The organism is Micromonospora sp. IBSANI012, assembly GCF_052814045.1.
Window position 1 is genome coordinate 2581269 of record NZ_CP199933.1, and the last position, 19728, is coordinate 2600996.

Sequence of the window (19728 nt, forward strand, 5' to 3'; positions counted from 1 at the left end):
ATGGCTAAGAGTGGTCTCGCGAGCCGGCTCTACCGCGGTGAGGCCGGGCTCGACATCGTCGGCCGGCGCAAGCTGTGGTTCGCCGTGGCCGGTACGTTGGTGCTGATCGCGGTGCTCAGCTTCGCGGTGCGCGGATTCAGCCTCGGCATCGAGTTCGCCGGCGGCAACTCGTTCCAGGTGCCGGCCAGCGTCGGCACCCTGGAGCAGGCGGAGGAGAAGGTCGACGCCGCGCTCGCGGCCAAGGGCGGCGACGCCGAGGTGGTGACCGCGCAGAAGGTCGGCAGCACCAGCGGCGAGTACTACGAGCTGCGGACCTCGCAGCTCAGCCCGGAGCAGGCCACCGAGGTCAAGGCCGAGATGGCCCGGGAGTTCGGGATCAACGCCGACCAGATCAGCGGCAACCAGGTCAGCGAGGCGTGGGGCCAGCAGGTCACCTCGCGCGCCCTGCTCGGTCTGATCATCTTCGTCGCGGTGGTGGCGGTCTACCTGATCCTGCGCTTCGAGTGGCGGATGGCGGTCGCCGCGATCGTCTCGCTGTTCATGAACCTCTTCCTCACCGCGGGCATCTACTCGCTGGTCGGCTTCGAGGTCACCCCGTCGACCATCATCGGCTTCCTCACGATCCTGGGCTTCGCGCTCTACGACGTGGTGGTGGTCTTCGACAAGGTGCAGGAGAACACCCGCGGCATCACCGCGAACAACAACCAGACGTACGGCGAGGCGGCCAACCTGGCGCTCAACCAGAGCCTGATGCGGTCGCTGAACACCTCGGTGGTCGCCCTGCTCCCCGTCGGTGGCCTGCTCTTCATCGGTGCCGGCCTGCTCGGCGCGGGCACCCTGAAGGACCTCGGCCTGGTGCTCTTCGTCGGTATGGCGGTGGCGTTCCTGACCTCGATCCTGCTGGCCACTCCGCTGCTGGTGCTGCTGAAGAACTACGACCCCCGGATCCAGGCGCACAACAAGCGGGTGCTGGCTCGGCGGGGTGCGATCGCCCGGGGCGAGCTGGCCCCGAAGGGCGCGCCCCGCGCGGCCGAGGGCGGCGACGAGTCGGTCGACTCCGACGCGGCGGCCCTGGCCGGCACGGCGCCGAAGGTGGGCGCGCGGCCGGCCGCCAAGCGGCCGACCGGTGCCCGGGGCGGCCGTCCCAGCGGGGGCGGCGGCAACCGGCCGGGCGGCGCCAAGCGGCGCTGACCCGGGCGGGGACACCCGGTAGGAATCGACCCGACGGCGTCCTTCATGCTGTGCGAGCGGCATGGAGGACGCCGTCGTCGTTGGAGGGAGCACCGTGACGGAGACCCACAGCACCGGGGTACGGGGGGACAGCGGCCCGCAGGTCGCCCGGCTGGTGGCCAGCCGGGTGCTGGACGTGCCGGACTTCCCCAAGCCCGGCGTCATGTTCAAGGACCTGATGCCGCTCTTCGCCGACGGTGCGGTGTTCCGCGAGGTGATCGACGGGATCGTCGAGTACCACGGGCGTGACTCGTTCGACATCGTGGTCGGCATCGAGGCCCGCGGCTTCGTGATCGCCGCCGCCATCGCGTACGCCACCGGGGTGGGTGTGGTGCCGGTGCGCAAGGCCGGCAAGCTGCCCCGCGCCGCGTACTCCGCCTCGTACGCGCTGGAGTACGGCGAGGCGACCCTGGAGGTGCACCAGGACGCCTTCACCGCCGGGCACCGGGTGCTGGTGGTCGACGACGTGCTGGCCACCGGCGGCACCGCCGAGGCCACCCTCGACCTGGTCGAGCGGGCCGGCGGCACGGTGGCCGGTTTCACCGTTCTGCTGGAGCTGGGCTTCCTTGAGGGCCGCAAGAAGCTCGCCGGACGTCCGGTCCATGCCCTGCTGACCGTTTGACGCCCATGCCGTCGGACGGACCCGGTGCGGACCGTCCGGCGGAGCGGCACCGCACCCACCGTGCGGGTAGCATTGCCCTTTGCTGACCGGGCGGTTCCCCGACCGGCGGCGAAGGACCAGACCGGCCGGAGCCACGGCCGGTGTTTTCCGGCGAGCGGTGAGGAGGCCGGTGTCCCACGATGTCGTCCCTCCGGTGGAGGGCACGGTGCACCCGACAGGCGACGCTGACGGCTCGGTGACCGACCGGAAGAGCAACCCGCCGGCCCGTGTGACGGGTGCCGTCGACGGCGCCGTTGCCGAGGCCGTCGACGCCGGCGCGCCCGTGGCGCCGCTGCCGACCGACGCCGATCCCTCGCCGAGCGGAGGTTTCGCCCTCTCCAACGCGCCGACCGGCCGTCGGGTGCGGGCCCGGCTGGCCCGGTTCAACGCGCCCTGGCAGAGCTCGCAGGTCAGCGAGGTGCTGGAGCCGCTGATCGCCACCCACCGGGAGAACCACCCCAAGGCCGACGCGCGGCTGCTGCAACGCGCCTTCGACACCGCCGCCCGCTGGCACTCCGGTCAGTACCGCAAGTCCGGCGACCCGTACATCACCCACCCGCTGGCCGTGGCCACCATCCTGGGCAACCTGGGCATGGACACCACCACCCTGGTCGCCGCGCTGCTGCACGACACGATCGAGGACACCGAGTACACCCTCGACCAGATGCGCGCGGACTTCGGCCCGGAGGTCACCCTCCTGGTCGACGGGGTGACCAAGCTCGACAAGGTCAAGCTCGGCGACGCGGCCAAGGCGGAGACCATCCGCAAGATGGTCGTGGCGATGGCCAAGGACCCGCGGGTCCTGGTGATCAAGCTGGCCGACCGGCTGCACAACATGCGCACCCTGACCTTCCTGCCCCGCCCCAAGCAGGAGCAGAAGGCCAAGGAGACGCTGGAGATCCTCGCCCCGCTGGCGCACCGCCTCGGTATGAACACGATCAAGTGGGAGCTGGAGGATCTCGCCTTCGGCACGCTGTTCCCGAAGCGGTACGAGGAGATCAACCGCCTGATCGGGGAGCACCAGCCGCAGCGCGAGGCGCTGCTGCGCCAGGTGACCCAGAAGGTGCAGACCGACCTGAAGGCCGCCAAGATCAAGGCGGAGACCACCGGCCGGCCGAAGCACCTCTACTCGATCTACCAGAAGATGATCGTGCGGGGTCGCGACTTCAACGACATCTACGACCTGGTGGGTGTGCGGATCCTGGTCGACACGGTGCGGGACTGCTACGCGGCGCTGGGGGTCATCCACGCCAACTGGCAGCCGGTGCCGGGCCGGTTCAAGGACTACATCGCCATGCCCAAGTTCAACATGTACCAGTCGCTGCACACGACGGTCATCGGGCCCACCGGCAAGCCGGTGGAGATGCAGATCCGCACCTACGCGATGCACCGCACCGCCGAGTTCGGCATCGCCGCGCACTGGAAGTACAAGGAGCACAAGGGCACCCAGATCGTCGGCCCGCCGGCGCACATCGACGAGATGACCTGGCTGCGCCAGCTGCTGGACTGGCAGCGGGAGGCGGCGGACCCGAGCGAGTTCCTCGACGCCCTGCGCTTCGACCTGTCCAGCCAGGAGGTGTACGTCTTCACCCCGAAGGGTGACGTCATCCCGCTGCCGACCGGCTCGACGCCGGTGGACTTCGCGTACGCGGTGCACACCGAGGTCGGGCACAAGTGCATCGGGGCGCGGGTCAACGGCAAGCTGGTGCCGCTGGAGTCGACGCTCTCCAACGGCGACGTGATCGAGATCTTCACCTCGAAGTCCGACACCGCCGGCCCGACGCAGGACTGGCTGGGCTTCGTCAAGAGCCCCCGGGCCCGCACCAAGATCCGCCAGTACTTCAACAAGGAGCGGCGCGAGGAGGCGATCGAGGCCGGCAAGGACGCGATCGTCAAGGCGATGCGCAAGCAGGGCATGCCGTTGCAGCGGATGCTCACCTCGGACGCGCTGATGGCGATCGCCCGGGACCTGCACCTGGCCGACGTCGCCTCGCTCTACGCGGCGGTCGGCGACAGCCAGGTCTCCGCCCAGTCCGTGGTGCAGAAGCTGATGGCCACGTACGGGGGCGAGGAGGGCGCGGCGGAGGACATCGCCGAGACCGCCGTCGCCACCCGGCCGCCGCGCAGCCGGCAGAGCAGCGCGGACCCGGGCGTCGTGGTCCGGGGCGTCAGCGACGTCTGGATCAAGCTGGCCCGCTGCTGCACCCCGGTGCCGCCGGACGCGGTCTTCGGCTTCGTCACCCGCTCCGGCGGGGTGAGCGTGCACCGCGACGACTGCGCGAACGCCGAGGACCTGCGGGCGCAGAGCGAGCGGGTGGTCGAGGTCAGCTGGAAGCTCACCTCCGCCTCGACGTTCCTGGTCGCCATCCAGGTCGAGGCGCTGGACCGGCACAAGCTGCTCGCCGACGTCACCCGGGTGCTCTCCGACGAGCGGGTCAACATCCTCTCCGCCACCGTCACCACCACCCGCGACCGGGTGGCGGTGAGCCGGTTCAGCTTCGAGATGGCCGACCCGAAGCACCTGGGCCACCTGCTGGCCGCGGTGCGCAAGGTCGACGGCGTCTTCGACGCGTACCGGGTCACCTCGGGGGCCTGAGGCAGCAACGAGAAGCGCCCGCCGGCTCGGCCGGCGGGCGCTTCGTCGTACGGGTGGGTCAGCCCTGGATGTCGCTCATCGCCAGCTTGGTGATGACGACCTCCTTCTTGGGGTGGCCGCCGCCGGCCTGCTGGGCGAAGGCCTTGTCGTCGCCGGCCGCCGCGACCTGCTTGACCAGGTCCATGCCGCCGGTGACCGTGCCCAGCACGGTGTAGTTCGGGTCGAGCTGCGAGTCGCCGTAGACGATGAAGAACTGGCTGCCGGTGCTGCCCGGCTGGCCCGAGTTGGCCATCGCGATGACGCCGTCCGGGTACGCGGGGCGCTTGTCGGTCGGCAGGTTCTCCTCGGCCAGGTTGTACGCCGGGCCGCCGGTGCCGTCGGTCTCCCGCCAGCCGTTGCCGGTCGCGCTCGGGTCGCCGCACTGGAGCACCTTGATGCCCTCGGTGACCAGGCGGTGGCACTTGCTGTTGTCGAAGAAGCCCTTGCTGGCCAGGTGGGTGAAGCTGCCCGCGGTGCAGGGCACTGCCGCGCGGTCGATCTTGGCGGTGATCGGGCCCAGGTTGGTGTCGATCGTCATCGTCTGGGTGCCGGTGTTCTTCTGCTGGGCCGGCGGCAGTCCGACGTCCTTGATCTGCGGGGTCCGACCCTCCTTCGGCGCCTCGGTGTACGCGCACTGCGTGAAGCCCGGGGCGCCCGCGGTGTCCTGCTTCGTGTCGTCGTCACCGCCGAGGGTCGTCGCCAGCCAGACGCTGCCGGCGACCACGAGCAGCAGGACCGCAGCGGCCCCGACGATCGCCTGCGTCTGCCGGCGCTTGCGGGCCTTGGCCGCGCGCTCGGCCATCTCCCGCTCGAGCCGGGCCCGCGCTGCCGCGCGCTGCCGCTCTCTCGTGGACGTCACGGTCACTCCTCCTGGACTATGTGGCGCGGTCGCCGCCGCGTACGGGTGGTGTGGTCCGGCTCAGCCGGCGCTGGGGCTGGCCGACGGGGCGCCGGAAGCCGGGCTCGTCGGGGCCGGGGCCGCCGCCGTGCTCGGCTCGCCGACGGTGAGCTTCTGGAGCAGCACGTCGGTCTTCGGCTTGACCTTGGCCCCGGTCCCATTGTCCACGGTCGGCAGGGCACCGATCTTCTCGATCACGTCGAGCCCGCCGGTGACCCGGCCGATGACCGGGTAGGTCGGCTTGGCCGGGTTGAAGTCCTTGAAGAAGACGAGGAACTGGCTCCCGTTGCTGCCCGGCGGGTTCCCGATCATGGCGATCGTGCCCTTCGGGTACGCCGGCGGCTCGCCGGGGGCCGGGCTGGCCGAGGGGCTCGCCTCGGGCACGGTGGGGACGTTCTCGTCGTAGAACGAGTACGTCGGGCCGCCCAGGCCGGTGCCGCTGGGGTCGCCGCAGCGCAGCGCCCCCTCGGTGGTGATCTCGTGGCACGTGGTGTTGTCGTAGAACGACCGGGTCGCCAGGTGGGCGATGCTCGCCGCGGCGCACGGCGCGCCGGCGAGGTCGAGCTCGGCCGTGATCGGGCCGCCCTGGTTGGTGTTGATCGTCATCGGCCGGGTGCCCGAGGTGGGCAGGCCGCTGGTGGCCGGGGTGCCGACGTCCTTGAGGTTGGTGTTCGCGGCGGCGTCCTGCGGCGTCCAGAGGCAGACGTCCTGGGCGGCCTGCTGCTTCGGGTCGCGGTCGAAGGCGCCCAGCGCCCAGGCGGACCCGACCACGATCAGCGCCAGGACGACCGCGACGCCCACGCCGGCCTGGATCTGCCGGCGCCGCCGGGCCGCGGCGGCCCGGCGGGCCAGCTGCCGGTCGAGCTTCTCCCGTGCCAGCTTGCGCTGCCGGTCCCTGCTGGAAGCCACTCGTGCTCCCCTTCCTCTGCCCTGGTCGTCACCGGCGGTCGGGCCGCTCGCATCCCCGTGAAGCAGGTGCGCCACGCCACACGCCCGCCAGAGTGTACGGGTAGCCGCTGGGAAAGTGGTGTACGAGGTCGGGGCTGGGTTTATCGGAGTGCATCACTGTGCCGGACGGGGTGCGCGGGACGGGTGGGTCACGGATATCGGTTCGCCGTGGCGGCTAGGCTGCGGAGGGAACGACGTACCGACGGAAGGGGAGCGGACGTGCTCGTGGCCGGCTTTCCCGCGGACGCCTTCGGCACCAACTGCTACGTGGTGGCGACCGCTCCGGGGGAGCAGTGCGTGGTGGTCGACCCCGGCATCGGGGTGCTCGACCGGCTCGACGCCGTGCTCGCCGAACACCGCCTGCACCCGGCCGCGGTGCTGCTCACCCACGGCCACCTCGACCACACCTTCTCGGTGGCGCCGGTCTGCGGTGCGCGTGGCATCCCGGCGTACGTCCACGCGGACGACCGGGAGCTGCTCGCCGACCCGTCGAAGGCGCTCTCGATGGACCTCACCCAGCTCTTCGGCGGCCGGCTGCCGTACGCCGAGCCGGACGACGTGGCCGAGCTGACCGACGGCGCGACGCTGGCGCTGGCCGGGTTGGAGATCACCGTCGACCACGCCCCCGGCCATACCGGCGGGTCGGTGCTGTTCCGGCTGCCCGGCGCCGGCTCGCCCTGGGAGGCCGAGCAGATCTGCCTCTCCGGTGACGTGCTCTTCGCCGGCTCGATCGGCCGCACCGACCTGCCGGGCGGCAGCATGCCCCGGATGCTGACCAGCCTGCGGGAGAAGGTCCTTCCGCTGGCGGACGACACGGTCGTCCTGCCCGGCCACGGCCCCGCGACCACCATCGGCCGCGAGCGCGCGACCAACCCGTACCTCGCCGAGGTGGCGGGGCACGGCGCCGCGCGCCCGGCCGCGCCCACCCGCGGCCTGTAGCCGCGCCCACGACCTCCCCGCGCCGCCGCGCGGGACGCAAGGAGTACGCCATGAGCAAGCCCACGCCCATCTCCGGCTTCCCGGAGTGGACGCCCGGCCAGCGGATGATCGAGCAGTTCGTGCTCGACCGGATCCGCGCCACCTTCGAGTTGTACGGCTTCGCGCCGCTGGAGACCCGTTCGGTCGAGCCGCTGGACCAGTTGCTGCGCAAGGGGGAGACCTCCAAGGAGGTCTACCTGCTGCGCCGGTTGCAGGCCGACACCGACGGTCCGGCCGGCGACGACGCGCTCGGCCTGCACTTCGACCTGACCGTGCCGTTCGCCCGGTACGTCCTGGAGAACGCCGGCAAGCTGCAGTTCCCGTTCCGCCGCTACCAGATCCAGAAGGTGTGGCGGGGCGAGCGCCCGCAGGAGGGGCGCTACCGCGAGTTCCTCCAGGCCGACATCGACATCGTCGACCGGGACACCCTGCCCGCGCACTACGAGGCGGAGATGCCGCTGGTGATCGGCGACGCGCTGCGTTCGCTGCCGATCCCGCCGGTGCGCATCCAGGTCAACAACCGCAAGATCTGCGAGGGCTTCTACCGGGGTGTCGGGCTGACCGACCCGGAGGCGGCGCTGCGCGCGGTCGACAAGCTCGACAAGATCGGCCCGGCCCGGGTCGCCGAGCTGCTGGCCGAGACGGCCGGGGCGAGCGAGGCGCAGGCCAAGGCGTGCCTGGCGCTGGCCGAGATCTCCGCGCCGGACGCCTCGTTCGCCGACGCGGTGCGCGCCCTCGGGGTGAGCGACCCGCTGCTCGACGAGGGGATCGAGGAGCTGGTCGCGGTGGTGGAGACCGCCGCCGCGCACTCGCCGGGGCTCTGCGTGGCCGACCTGCGCATCGCCCGCGGCCTGGACTACTACACCGGCACCGTCTACGAGACGCAGATGATCGGCTACGAGCGGTTCGGCTCGATCTGCTCCGGCGGTCGCTACGACAACCTGGCCAGCTCGGGCGCCACCCGGTTCCCTGGCGTGGGCATCTCGATCGGGGTGACCCGGCTGCTCGGGCTGCTCTTCGGCGCCGACGCGCTGTCGGTCTCCCGGACCGTGCCGACCTGCGTGCTGGTCGCGGTCACCAGCGAGGACGCGCGCCCGGCCAGCAACCGGGTCGCCGAGGCGCTGCGCTCGCGCGGGGTGCCGACCGAGGTGTCGCCGAGCGCGGCGAAGTTCGGCAAGCAGATCCGGTACGCCGAGCGGCGCGGCATCCCGTACGTCTGGTTCCCGGGCGCGGAGGGGGCGGCGGACGAGGTGAAGGACATCCGGTCCGGCGAGCAGATCGCCGCCGCGGCGGGGGAGTGGACCCCGCCCCGGGAGGACCTCAAGCCGCTGGTCAGCTGAGTTCCCGACTGGCGCGTACGGCCGATCGGACCTACGGTAGCGTAAGTTACGCCACCGTAGGGAGATCGTCTTGACCGCACTGAGCCAGACCGCCCTGCTCCTCGAACTCGAAGCCGTGGTGGAGAAGAACCTCGACCGCCACCTGTCGATCGCCAAGGAGTGGTTCCCGCACGAGTACGTCCCGTGGAGCGAGGGACGCACGTTCGACGGGCCGCTCGGCGGCGAGCCGTGGTCGGAGTCGGACTCGACGATTCCCGACGTGGCCCGCACCGCGCTGGTCGTCAACCTGCTGACCGAGGACAACCTGCCCTCGTACCACCACGAGATCGCCAGCCTCTTCGGCCGGGACGGGGCGTGGGGCACCTGGGTGCACCGGTGGACCGCCGAGGAGGGGCGGCACGGCACCGCGATCCGGGACTACCTGACGGTGACCCGGGCGGTGGACCCGGTCGCCCTGGAACGGGCCCGGATGACCCACATGTCGGCCGGCTACGAGAACGTGCACGGCGACGAGGTGCTGCACTCGCTGGCGTACGTGTCGTTCCAGGAGCTGGCGACCCGCATCTCGCACCGCAACACCGGCCGGGTCACCGGCGACCCGGCCTGCGAGGCGCTGCTGGCCCGGGTGGCCGCCGACGAGAACCTGCACATGGTCTTCTACCGCAACCTGCTCGGCGCGGCCTTCGAGCTGGCCCCGAGCCAGGCGATGCGCGCGGTCGCCGACGTGGTGGCCGACTTCCAGATGCCCGGCGTCGGCATCGACGGTTTCGCCCGCAAGTCGGTGGCGATCGCCCTGGCCGGCATCTACGACCTGCGCCAGCACCGCGACGACGTGGTGCAGCCGGTGCTGCGCCAGTGGGACGTCTTCAACGTCACCGGCCTGGACGCCGACGGCGAGGCCGCCCGCGACCAGATCGCCGGCCACCTCAACGACCTGGAGCGGGCCGCGTCCCGCTTCGAGGAGAAGCGCGCCGCCCGCGAGGCCCGCCTGGCCACCCGCGCCTGACGACGCCCGCCACCCCGCCCCCGCCGAGCGCGCACTTTCAGAGAATGCGTGGCTGTTCCGCCCGCCATGGCCACGCTTTCTCGGAAAGTGCGGGCATGGCCGGGGGAGGGGTGGGGTGGGGTGGGGTGGGTCAGGCGGGGGTGTCGAGGGGGAAGAGCAGGCAGCTCGACGTGGCGTGGGCGATGAGGCGGTCCTGGGCGTCGGTCAGGCGGGCCTCGGCCAGGGCGGTGCGCCGGCCGCGTTGCAGGACGGTGCCCTCGCACCGCAGCGTCCCGCTGGCGACGGTCACCGGGCGCAGGAACTTCACGTTCAGGTCCAGCGAGGTGTAGCCGACGCCGGCGGGCAGCGTGGTGTGCACGGCGCACCCGGCGGCGGTGTCCAGCAGCGTGGAGATGACCCCGCCGTGCACGGTGCCGAGCGGGTTGTAGTGGAACTCCTGCGGGACCAGCTCGACCGCGACCCGGCCCTCGTCGGCCTCCAGCCGGGCCATGTCGATCAGGTGCATGATCGGCGGCGCGGCGAGCTCGCCGGCGATCATCGCGCGGAGCAGCTCCAGGCCGCTGCGGCGGCCCACGTGCGCGGCGCCGGCCACCGGGTCGGACCAGGAGAAGGTACGGCTGCGCGCCGGGTCCTGCGTCTGAGTCATGGACTCAGCCTGGCAGCGCGTTGCTGAGTCTGTCAATCAGACCTAGCCTGGTGGGCATGAGACCTGCGGCACTGGACTGGTCGGTGGAGAACTGCACCATCGCCCGGGCGATGGCGATCCTCGGCGAGCGGTGGACCCTGGTGGTGCTCCGCGAGGTCTTCAACGGCGTCCGCCGCTTCGACGACATGCGGGTCCGTACCGGCATTCCCCGGCAGGTGCTGACCACCCGGCTGGCCACCCTGGTCGAGCAGGGCGTGCTGCATCGCGAGCCGTACCGGGAGCCGGGCAGCCGGCTGCGCCACGAGTACCGGCTGACCGAGAAGGGCCTCGACCTGTGGCCGGTGCTGGTGGCGGTGCTCGGCTGGGGGGACCGTTACCTGGCCGACCCGGAGGGCGCCCCGCTCAGCGTCGGGCACCGCGACTGCGGGGCGGAGGTCCGGGTCGAGCTGCGCTGCGCCGAGGGGCACGAGCTGGCCGACCCGCGCGACGTGCTGCCCCGGCCGGGCCCGGGCGCCCGCCGCCGCGTCGACTGACCCGCCGCCGGGCGGCGTCGCATCGGGCTCGCGTCGGGCTCGCGGCGGGCGCGCCTCGGCGCGCGGACGGCCGTGCCGCCCGCGCGCCGGGACACCGGTGCTACCAGCCGAAGCCGTTGGCGTACGAGACGCTGGCCAGCACCGCCTGGCCGCTGGTGTTGGGGTGGAAGTAGTCCCAGGTGGAGACCTGGCTCAGCGCGAACGGGTAGTTGAACACCGCGTTGTCGTCGAAGTCGCAGTTCGGGCCGTACGCGGCGCAGGCCTGGGTGAGCTGGGTGTTGAAGTCGACCACCCGCTGCCGGACCCGGGTCCGGCGGTCGACGTCGGCCTGTGCGGTGGAGGTCGGGTTGGCCAGCATCGACTGGCAGATGCCGAAGGCCGACCAGGCGGTCCGGGCGCTGCCGCTGCCCTTGCCGACCGACCAGAGCCGCTGGATGTCCGGGATGCTGATCAGCAGGACCTTGGCGTTGGGCAGCCCCGCCTTGAGCCGGGCGAGCGCGCTGTCGATGTTCGCCCGGTAGGTGGCCACCGGGGTCATCGTCGACTCCGAGCTGGTGCAGGCGTCGTTGGCGCCGATCAGCATCGTGACGTACCCGACGCCCTGGCTGACCGCGGTGCCGGCCTGGCCGTACATGTCGGCGGACTTGGCGCCGCTGCGGGCGTCGTTGAGGTTGCGGCCCTGGATGTTCGGGTTGACCGCGCGGATACGCAGGTAGTGGCTGTTCACCGTCGAGTAGTCGCCGGTGCTGAACGACCGCGAGGTGCAGTCGACGTACCAGCCGCAGGCGTTGAAGCCGCGGGTGATGGAGTCGCCGAGGCTGGCCATCGCGCTGGGCGGCGGGCCGGGGTCGGCGACGGCGGGGGTCGCGGCGAGCAGGACGAGAGCGGTGGCGCCGGCGAGAGCCGCCAGCGCGCGTCGGGCGAGGGTCATCGTGGCCTCCGGATCACGGGTGCCGGCGTGCTGCGGTGGCCAGATCGTATAGACGACTTTCTGTGTCCACAATGTTGCTTCAGGGTTACATGGGGCGGCGGGGTGAATTCGGGCAAAGTCATGTCTTGCTTACGATCTTAAATATGTGAATACTTCAGTCACTCGGCCGGTTTCCCCAGGTCGGCCGGGTTGTCCCCGGGCGCGTCGACGTGACGCGACCCGTCACCCCCTTCCGGAGGTTGTTACATGCGACCCACGAGGTCATCGCTCCGCCGCATCGCCGCCGTCGCCATGGCCGGCACCCTGGCCACCGGCGCGTTGCTCGGCGCCCCCGCCCAGGCCGCCCCCGCCTCGCCCGCCTCCCCCGACGCCGCGGCCGGCCTGGCCGACCGCCTCGGCGACCGCGCCGCCGGCGCGTACGCCGACGCCAGCGGCAAGATGGTCGTCGCCGTCACCGACGACGCCGCCGCCCGCCAGGTCCGCGCCGCCGGCGCCACCCCGAAGCTCGTCACCCGGGGCGCCGCCACGCTGAACGCCGCCACCGCTGAACTGGAGCGGTCCGCGAAGATCCCGGGCACCGCCTGGTGGACCGACCCCGCCACCAACCAGGTTGTGGTCTCGGTCGACAGCACCGTCACCGGCGCCAAGCTGGACAAGGTCAAGGCGGCCGCGGCCCGTACCGGCGGCGCCGTGCGCATCGAGGCCGAGGCCGGCGTGCTGAGCACCCGGATCTCCGGCGGCAACGCCATCTACGCCGGTGGCGGCGGTCGCTGCTCGCTCGGCTTCAACGTGCGCAGCAGCTCGGGCGTGAAGTACTTCCTCACCGCCGGGCACTGCACCAACATCTCGTCGAGCTGGTACAGCAACTCCGCCCAGACGACGTTCCTCGGCAGCCGCGCCGGCACCAGCTTCCCCGGCAACGACTACGGCATCGTGCGGTACAGCAACCAGACCACCACCCAGCCGGGCAACGTCTACCTCTACAACGGCAGCTACCAGGACATCACCGCCGCCGGCAACGCGTTCGTCGGCCAGAGCGTCCGGCGTAGCGGCAGCACCACCGGCGTGCGCAGCGGCTCGGTGACCGCGCTCAACGCGACGGTCAACTACGCCGAGGGCAGCGTCTCCGGCCTGATCCGCACCACCGTCTGCGCCGAGCCGGGCGACAGCGGCGGCTCGCTCTTCGCCGGCAGCACCGCGCTGGGCCTCACCTCCGGCGGCAGCGGCAACTGCTCCTCCGGCGGCACCACCTACTTCCAGCCGGTGACCGAGGCGCTCAGCGTCTACGGCGTCAGCGTCTACTGATCGACCCCTCGTGAGCGGGCCGCCGGGCGACCGGCGGCCCGTTTCGCGTACCGGCTGCCGGGCTCAGCGCGGTGCGGGTGCGCCACCTGCCGTCCGCCGGGTGAGGGCCAGCACCACCAGCAGCGGGCAGAGCGCCTCCGCGCCGGCGGCCACCCGCTCGGCCAGCCCGATCCGGGCGCCGCCGGTGGTCAGCTCCACCACGAACCAGCCGACCAGGGCCAGCAGCAGCGCCGCGGCGGCCGTACCCCGGCGGGCGGTCAGGGCGGCGGCGCCGGCGGGCGCCCGGCGCCGGTGCGCGGCGAGGGCCGGCCAGAGCGCGAGCGCACCGAACGCCACCGCCGCGCTGATGCCGTGCACGGTGGACGACCCCCGCTGCGCCGGCAGCGGGAAAGTCGCCACGGCGAGGGTGGCTAGCCCGCCGAGGGCGAGCAGCAGCCGGCCGGCGGGACGCAGCGGGCGCAGCCCGGCCGCGGTCAGGCAGTGACACAACCCCAGCCCCAGCAGGCCGACCGTCATGATCCAGCGATCCGTGGCGTCCCGGGCCGCCAGCGCGCTGATGGTGCCGGCGACCTGGTCGAAGCCGCCGGGCTGGCGCGCCGCCGCCAGGGTCCAGCCGCCGACCAGCAGGACCGGGGCGGCGGCGGAGGAGAGCAGGGCCCACCGGGGTACGCGCACCCGGCACACCGTACGCGGGCCGCACCGCGACCGCCGGTGCCGCCGGCGGAGGCATCCGCGCCCGGTGGCATCGGGGGACCGGGCCGCCTGACAGAATGCGGAGGGCAGAGGTGTACCGCAGATGAGGAGACGCAAGTCGTGATCCGTACCCATGACGCCGGCAGCCTGCGCGCGACGGACGCCGGCACCACGGTGACGCTCGCCGGGTGGGTGGCCCGCCGGCGCGACCACGGCGGTGTCATCTTCGTCGACCTGCGCGACGGCTCCGGCGTGGTCCAGGTGGTGTTCCGCGAGGAGGACGCGCACGCGCTGCGCAACGAGTTCTGCGTCCGGGTCACCGGCGAGGTGACCCGCCGGCCCGAGGGCAACGAGAACCCGGAGCTGCCCACCGGCGAGATCGAGGTGACCGCCGCCGAGCTGGAGGTGCTCTCCGAGGCGGCCCCGCTGCCGCTGCCGGTCGACGACCAGGTCGAGGCCGGCGACGACATCCGGCTCAAGTACCGCTACCTGGACCTGCGGCGCAGCGGCCCGGCCAACGCGATGCGGCTGCGCTCGCGGGCCAACCAACTCGCCCGGGGCGTGCTGCACGAGCGGGACTTCCTGGAGATCGAGACCCCCACGCTGACCCGGTCCACCCCCGAGGGTGCCCGCGACTTCCTGGTGCCGGTCCGGCTCCAGCCCGGCAGCTGGTACGCGCTGCCGCAGTCGCCGCAGCTGTTCAAGCAGCTGCTGATGGTCGGCGGCATGGAGCGGTACTACCAGATCGCCCGCTGCTACCGCGACGAGGACTTCCGCGCCGACCGGCAGCCGGAGTTCACCCAGCTCGACATCGAGATGTCCTTCGTCACCGAGGACGACGTGATCGACCTCGGCGAGGCGATCGTGTCGGCGCTCTGGAAGGACCTGGCCGGGCACGAGATCTCCCGGCCGATCCCGCGGATCACCTGGCACGACGCGATGGCCCGGTACGGCTCCGACAAGCCGGACCTGCGCTACGGCGTCGAGCTGACCGAGCTGACCGACTACCTGCGCGGCACCGAGTTCCGGGTCTTCGCCGGCGCCATCGACGCCGGCGGGTACGTCGGCGCGGTGGTCATGCCGGGCGGCGCCGCGCAGAGCCGCAAGGAGCTGGACGGCTGGCAGGACTGGGCCAAGGCGCGCGGCGCGCGGGGCCTGGCGTACGTGGTGCTCGACGCCGAGACCGGCGAGGCGCGCGGCCCGGTGGCGAAGAACCTCTCCGCCGAGCACCTGGGCGGGCTCGCCGACGCGGTCGGCGCCAAGCCGGGCGACGCGGTCTTCTTCGCCGCCAGCACCACCACCCGGGAGGCGCAGGAGCTGCTCGGCGCGGCCCGGATCGAGATCGCCAAGCGGGCCGGCCTGATCGACGAGAGCGCCTGGGCGTTCTGCTGGGTGGTCGACGCGCCGATGTTCGAGCGCACTGACGAGGGCGGCTGGACGGCCGTGCACCACCCGTTCACCTCCCCGAACGCCGAGTGGGTGGACCGCTTCGAGGAGGCGCCGGACCGGGCGCTGGCCTACGCGTACGACATCGTCTGCAACGGCAACGAGATCGGTGGCGGCTCGATCCGTATCCACCGGGGCGACGTGCAGAAGCGGGTCTTCGACCTGCTCGGCATCACCCCGGAGGAGGCGCAGGACAAGTTCGGCTTCCTGCTGGAGGCGTTCAAGTACGGCGCCCCGCCGCACGGCGGCATCGCGTTCGGCTGGGACCGGGTCTGCATGCTGCTCGCCGGCGCGGACTCCATCCGCGAGGTCATCGCCTTCCCGAAGACCCGGGGCGGCTTCGACCCGCTGACCGGCGCGCCGACGCCGATCACCGCCCAGCAGCGCACCGAGGCCGGCATCGACGCCAAGCCCAAGGCGCCGACGGGCGTGCACGCCGGCACCGCCGGCCCGGCCGCCCCGGTGGCCGACCCGGTCTGACCCGACCCCCGTCACCGAGAGGTCTGCGCCATGATGGCGTGGACCTCTCGGTCGTTTCGTCGCCGGGGCGGGCGACGGTCGGCGGGGCCGGGGAGACGGGGGACGCGATGACGCTGCTCGTGGTGGGAGCCGGTGGCTTCCTGGGTGGGGAGATCTGCCGGCGCGCGGTCGCGGCGGGCCGGCCGGTGGTGGGCACCTGGCACGCCAACCCCGTCGCGCTGCCCGGCCTGGCGACCCGGCAGCTCGACGTCACCGACCGGGAGGCGGTGCGCCGGCTGGTCGCGGCGGTCCGGCCGACCGCCGTGGTCGGCACCCCCTACCGCTACGACGACTGGGCGGTCACCGCCGACGGCGCGGCGCACATCGCGTACGCGGCGGCCGAGGCGGGGGCGCGGCTGGTACACGTGTCCAGCGACGCGCTGCACGCCGGACGCCCGACGCCCTACCTGGACGACGACCCGCCCACCCCGATCTACCCGTACGGGGCGGCGAAGGCGGCGGCGGAGACCGCGGTGCGGGCGATCGACCCGAGCGCCGTGCTGGTGCGGACCTCGCTGATCGTGGGGGAGGGGAGCAAGCAGATCCAGCTCTGCCGGGACGCGCTCGCCGGCCGGGCCACCCTCTTCACCGACGAGCTGCGCTGCCCGGTCGACGTCACCGACCTGGCCGACGCCGTCCTCGAACTGGTCGACGGCGATTACGCCGGCCTGATCAACGTCGCCGGTCCGGAGGCGGTCAGCCGGGCCGGGCTCGGGCTGCTGGTGGCCCGCCGGTACGGGCTGGACCCGGCCGGGATGAAGACCACCACGGGTACGGCCGCCGGGGTGGTCCGCCCCACCGACGTCCGGCTGGACTCCGCGCGCGCCGTCGCGCTGCTGCGGACCCGGCTGCGCGGCGTCACCGAACTCCTGACCGCCTGACTACCCCCGACCGGGCCGTGCCGCTGATGCACACTTCCTATGCATAGCTATTGTGCAAAGGAAGTGTGCAGAGATATTGTGCATCCATGGAGACCGACGACAGGGACGCGCGGCCGGAGCCGCGCGCGGTGCGCATCGACCACCGGCAGGTCCGGGTGCTCGCCCACCCGCTGCGCATACGCCTGGTCGGCGCCCTGCGCGTGAAGGGCCCGGCCACCGCCACCACCCTCGCCGAACTGCTCAACACCAACACCGGCGCCACCAGCTACCACCTCCGCCAGCTCGCCGAGGTCGGCCTGGTCGTCGAGGACCCGGACCGGGGCACCGGCCGGCAGCGCTGGTGGCGGGCCGCGCACGACGTCACCAACTGGGAGCCGACCGACTTCGACGACGACCCGGACGCCCGGGCGGCCATCGAGTGGATCCAGGGCGACCAGGTGCGCCTCCTCGTCGAGCACGCCGAGCGGTGGTTCGCCGTCCAGCACGAGTGGTCGCCCGCCTGGCGGGACGCCCTCGGCATGGGCGACATCTTCATGACCATTCCGCCGGCCCGGCTCGAAGCGCTCAAGGAAGAGCTGTGGCAGGTGCTGGAGCGGTACCACCGGGAGGCCGACGTCGCCGCCGAGGACCCGCAGGCGCGGCCGGTGCAGGTCTTTCTCGCCGCCTACCCGCTGCTGGAGGGGAACCGATGAGCGCACTCACCGTACGTCAGGTCCGGTTCCGCTACCTCACCCTCTACGGCCTGCGCTGGCTGCCCACCGGCCTGATGATCCCGGTGATGATCCTGCTGATGCAGGAGCGCGGCCTGTCGCTGTCCGAGATCGGCCTGGTCTCCATCGCGCAGGGGCTGGTGGTGCTCGCGCTCGAGCTGCCCACCGGCGGCCTGGCCGACGCCCTCGGCCGCAAGCCCGTGCTGGCGGCCGCCTGGACGCTGAGCCTGGTCTCGCTCGCGCTCTTCGCGGTGGCCGACTCCTTCGCGCTGTTCTTCCTGGTCTGGGCCTTGCAGGGCGTCTACCGGGCGCTCGACAGCGGCCCCCTGGAGTCCTGGTACGTCGACGCCACCCTCGCCGCCGACCCGAAGGCCGAGTACGAGGCCGGCCTCGGCTTCGCCGGCACCGTCGCCGGCGTGACCATCGCGGTCGGGGCGCTGCTCAGCGGTGGCCTGATCGCCCTCGGCCCGGCCGGGCCGGTCAGCGCCCTCACCGTGCCGGTCCTGGTCGCCATCGCCCTTCAGGCGGTGGCCCTGGCGGCCCTGCTGCTCCTACTGGTCGAGACCGGCCCGGCCAAGGGCTCCGGCGCGCTGCGCGCCTCCATCGTCGAGGCGCCCCGGATGGTCGGCCGGGCCTTCGGCCTGCTGCGCCGCTCCCGGGTGCTGCTCGCCCTGGTCGCCGTCGAGCTGTTCTGGGGCTTCGGCATGGTGACGTTCGAGTCGCTGCTGCCGGTCCGCCTCGCCGAGGTGGTCGGGAATCCCGAGCGGGCGGCGGCGCTGCTCGGGCCGGCCAGCTCGGCGGCGTGGCTCGCCTCGGCGGCGGGCGCGGCGCTGACCCCGCTGCTGCTGCGCTGGCTGGGCGCCGCGCCGAGCGCCGCGCTGCTGCGGATCGTCCAGGGCGTGACCGTGGTCGGCATGGGGCTGTTCGCCGGCCCGGTCGGCGTGCTGGTCGCCTACCTGGCCTGCTACACCGTGCACGGCGCCTCGAATCCGCTGCACACGGGACTGCTGCACCGGCAGGTCGACGGGCCGTACCGGACCAGCGTGATCTCGCTGAACTCGATGGTCGGGCAGCCCGGCTTCGCGCTCGGCGCGGTGCTGCTCACCGCCATCGCCGACACCCGCAGCGTCACCACGGCCATGCTGGTGGGCGGCGTGGTGCTGGCCGTGGCCGCCCCGCTCTACCTGCCGGCCTGGCGCGCCGGACGGGCGGCGGGCGCGGCGGCCGACCCCGGCCCGGCTGGGCCGGACGTCGTCGGGTCGACGGCCGGGTCGAGCGCTGCCGGGTCCACCGCCGAGCCCGGTGTGGTCGGGCCGACCGGCGACTTCGGCCCGGTGGCCGATGGTCAGGCGGCGGTCCCGGCGGCCGGACCCGGGGGCGGGGAGGCGGCGCCCGTCCGCTGACGGTCGCCGCGCGACCTGCGGTGGCGGCGGACCTCCGTCCGAGCCTGATACCTCAGAGGCATCTTGATACCTCTGAGGTATCAGGCCGACCCGGGCAGCCGCCCCTGGTGCCGCCGGTGGCCGTCTCCACTGTCGCCCGGGGCGGCCGCGCCTCCAGTGCCGACCGGGGCGGCCGCCTCCAGCGCAGATCGGGCGGCGGGCCGACGGCGCCCCGGTTCAGGCCAGGTGCACCGAGCTGCGGGCGAGGGTGCCGGTGAAGCCGAGCCGCCGGTAGAGCCGGATCGCCCCCACGTTGTCGGTGTAGACGCCGAGCGCCACGTGGTCGTAGCGAGCGGCGAGCGCCCGGGTCATCCCGGCGGTCAGGGCCGCGCCGAGGCCCCGCCCCCGCCGGTCCGGCGCCACGGTCAGCCCGGCCAGGAAGCCGACGTCGCCCCGGCTGCGGTCCGCGCCGCAGGCGACGAGCCGGTCGCCGTCGCGGATGCCGTACCAGTCGACGATGCGCGGGTCGCCGGGGCGCGAGGTGGTGCTGGGGAAGGACGACTCGATCAGCGCGCTCAGCGCCGGGTGGTCGGCCTCGCCGAGGCGTACCACCCGGTCCTCCTCGGGCTGGCGCGGCGGGGCGGTGGTGGTCCAGAGGAAGTCCCACTCGTCGTGCCGGGCCACGGTCAGCCGGCCGGCGAGGGCTTCCGGGCTGGTCCGGGGCAGGTGCAGCCACTGCCCGGCGCCGACCGCGCCGGCGGCGACGAGGTCGGTGAAGACTTCCACCGCCGGCCCCGGCGCCCCGATCGCGCCGCCCGCCGGGCCCGGCCCGGACGCCAGCAGCCAGGCCACCGCGCCGTCGCGCCGCCAGCCGCGGGGCTCCGCGCCCCGCCACAGGGCGTGCCGGGCGTACGGATGGTGGTCGGTGGCGGCGAGGAGGGCCGCGCAGCCCGTCAACTCCTGGTCGGCCATGATCACCCGCCCAG

At 73.1% G+C, this 19728-nt stretch carries 18 protein-coding genes; 12 read left to right on the top strand and 6 right to left on the bottom strand.

The features are described from left to right. The 3 genes from secF to ACTWM8_RS11860 all read left to right on the top strand — a co-directional run bounded on the left by secF (position 1) and on the right by ACTWM8_RS11860 (position 4487). Positions 1-1191, top strand: coding sequence for a protein translocase subunit SecF (gene secF, locus ACTWM8_RS11850; RefSeq protein WP_446213858.1), 1191 nt, complete (start codon positions 1-3; stop codon positions 1189-1191). A gap of 94 nt (positions 1192-1285) precedes the next feature. Next, positions 1286-1852: an adenine phosphoribosyltransferase gene (locus tag ACTWM8_RS11855; protein ID WP_446213859.1), complete on the top strand. Its 567-nt coding sequence runs from the start codon at positions 1286-1288 to the stop codon at positions 1850-1852. A gap of 193 nt (positions 1853-2045) precedes the next feature. Then, positions 2046-4487: a RelA/SpoT family protein gene (locus tag ACTWM8_RS11860; RefSeq protein WP_446214528.1), complete on the top strand. Its 2442-nt coding sequence runs from the start codon at positions 2046-2048 to the stop codon at positions 4485-4487. A 58-nt stretch (positions 4488-4545) separates the two neighbouring features. Here the strand turns inward: ACTWM8_RS11860 and ACTWM8_RS11865 are convergent, their stop codons facing one another. Both ACTWM8_RS11865 and ACTWM8_RS11870 read right to left on the bottom strand, forming a co-directional pair. After that, on the bottom strand, positions 4546-5385 hold the full coding sequence (locus tag ACTWM8_RS11865; protein WP_446213860.1) for a peptidylprolyl isomerase: 840 nt from the start codon (positions 5383-5385) through the stop codon (positions 4546-4548). 60 nt (positions 5386-5445) lie between these two features. Next, positions 5446-6333 carry a peptidylprolyl isomerase gene (locus ACTWM8_RS11870; protein WP_446213861.1) on the bottom strand — a complete coding sequence of 296 codons (888 nt, stop codon included), beginning with the start codon at positions 6331-6333 and terminating at the stop codon, positions 5446-5448. 258 nt (positions 6334-6591) lie between these two features. On the opposite strand from ACTWM8_RS11870, the gene ACTWM8_RS11875 reads away from it, so the two are divergent. The 3 genes from ACTWM8_RS11875 to ACTWM8_RS11885 all read left to right on the top strand — a co-directional run bounded on the left by ACTWM8_RS11875 (position 6592) and on the right by ACTWM8_RS11885 (position 9696). Further along, positions 6592-7311, top strand: coding sequence for an MBL fold metallo-hydrolase (locus ACTWM8_RS11875; RefSeq protein ID WP_446213862.1), 720 nt, complete (start codon positions 6592-6594; stop codon positions 7309-7311). 50 nt (positions 7312-7361) lie between these two features. Further along, complete coding sequence (gene hisS / locus ACTWM8_RS11880) at positions 7362-8690, top strand: histidine--tRNA ligase (RefSeq protein ID WP_446213863.1); 1329 nt, start codon at positions 7362-7364, stop codon at positions 8688-8690. Between the two features lie 70 nt (positions 8691-8760). Next, positions 8761-9696 carry an acyl-ACP desaturase gene (locus ACTWM8_RS11885; RefSeq protein ID WP_446213864.1) on the top strand — a complete coding sequence of 312 codons (936 nt, stop codon included), beginning with the start codon at positions 8761-8763 and terminating at the stop codon, positions 9694-9696. Positions 9697-9826: 130 nt separating this feature from the next. On the opposite strand, the gene ACTWM8_RS11890 is transcribed toward ACTWM8_RS11885, so the two are convergent. Beyond that, a complete protein-coding gene (locus ACTWM8_RS11890; RefSeq protein WP_446213865.1) occupies positions 9827-10342 on the bottom strand; it encodes a PaaI family thioesterase in 516 nt (171 codons plus the stop codon). Positions 10343-10398: 56 nt separating this feature from the next. Here ACTWM8_RS11890 and ACTWM8_RS11895 point away from each other — a divergent pair, with 56 nt between their 5' ends. Next, the gene (locus ACTWM8_RS11895) at positions 10399-10875 is read left to right on the top strand and encodes a winged helix-turn-helix transcriptional regulator (RefSeq protein WP_446213866.1); all 477 of its coding nucleotides are present in this window, start codon (positions 10399-10401) and stop codon (positions 10873-10875) included. Between the two features lie 100 nt (positions 10876-10975). Here the strand turns inward: ACTWM8_RS11895 and ACTWM8_RS11900 are convergent, their stop codons facing one another. Continuing rightward, entirely contained in the window at positions 10976-11806 is an 831-nt protein-coding gene (locus ACTWM8_RS11900) for an SGNH/GDSL hydrolase family protein (protein WP_446213867.1), read from the bottom strand. A gap of 246 nt (positions 11807-12052) precedes the next feature. Here ACTWM8_RS11900 and ACTWM8_RS11905 point away from each other — a divergent pair, with 246 nt between their 5' ends. Then, on the top strand, positions 12053-13111 hold the full coding sequence (locus tag ACTWM8_RS11905) for a S1 family peptidase (protein WP_446213868.1): 1059 nt from the start codon (positions 12053-12055) through the stop codon (positions 13109-13111). A gap of 63 nt (positions 13112-13174) precedes the next feature. Here ACTWM8_RS11905 and ACTWM8_RS11910 read toward each other — a convergent pair whose 3' ends face one another. After that, entirely contained in the window at positions 13175-13786 is a 612-nt protein-coding gene (locus ACTWM8_RS11910) for a DUF998 domain-containing protein (RefSeq protein WP_446213869.1), read from the bottom strand. 138 nt (positions 13787-13924) lie between these two features. Between ACTWM8_RS11910 and aspS the strand changes: the two genes are divergently transcribed. From aspS to ACTWM8_RS11930, 4 genes are all read left to right on the top strand, one after another. After that, positions 13925-15730 (top strand): aspartate--tRNA ligase, encoded by a 1806-nt coding sequence (gene aspS / locus ACTWM8_RS11915; protein WP_446213870.1) that lies wholly within the window; start codon positions 13925-13927, stop codon positions 15728-15730. 107 nt (positions 15731-15837) lie between these two features. Next, the gene (locus ACTWM8_RS11920) at positions 15838-16650 is read left to right on the top strand and encodes an SDR family oxidoreductase (protein WP_446214529.1); all 813 of its coding nucleotides are present in this window, start codon (positions 15838-15840) and stop codon (positions 16648-16650) included. Positions 16651-16736: 86 nt separating this feature from the next. Then, a complete protein-coding gene (locus ACTWM8_RS11925) occupies positions 16737-17342 on the top strand; it encodes a helix-turn-helix domain-containing protein (protein WP_446213871.1) in 606 nt (201 codons plus the stop codon). Beyond that, complete coding sequence (locus ACTWM8_RS11930) at positions 17339-18763, top strand: MFS transporter (protein WP_446213872.1); 1425 nt, start codon at positions 17339-17341, stop codon at positions 18761-18763. The genes ACTWM8_RS11925 and ACTWM8_RS11930 overlap by 4 nt, the downstream gene beginning before the upstream one ends. A 216-nt stretch (positions 18764-18979) precedes the next feature. On the opposite strand, the gene ACTWM8_RS11935 is transcribed toward ACTWM8_RS11930, so the two are convergent. Continuing rightward, positions 18980-19714: a GNAT family N-acetyltransferase gene (locus ACTWM8_RS11935; RefSeq protein ID WP_446214530.1), complete on the bottom strand. Its 735-nt coding sequence runs from the start codon at positions 19712-19714 to the stop codon at positions 18980-18982. Positions 19715-19728: the final 14 nt, after the last annotated feature.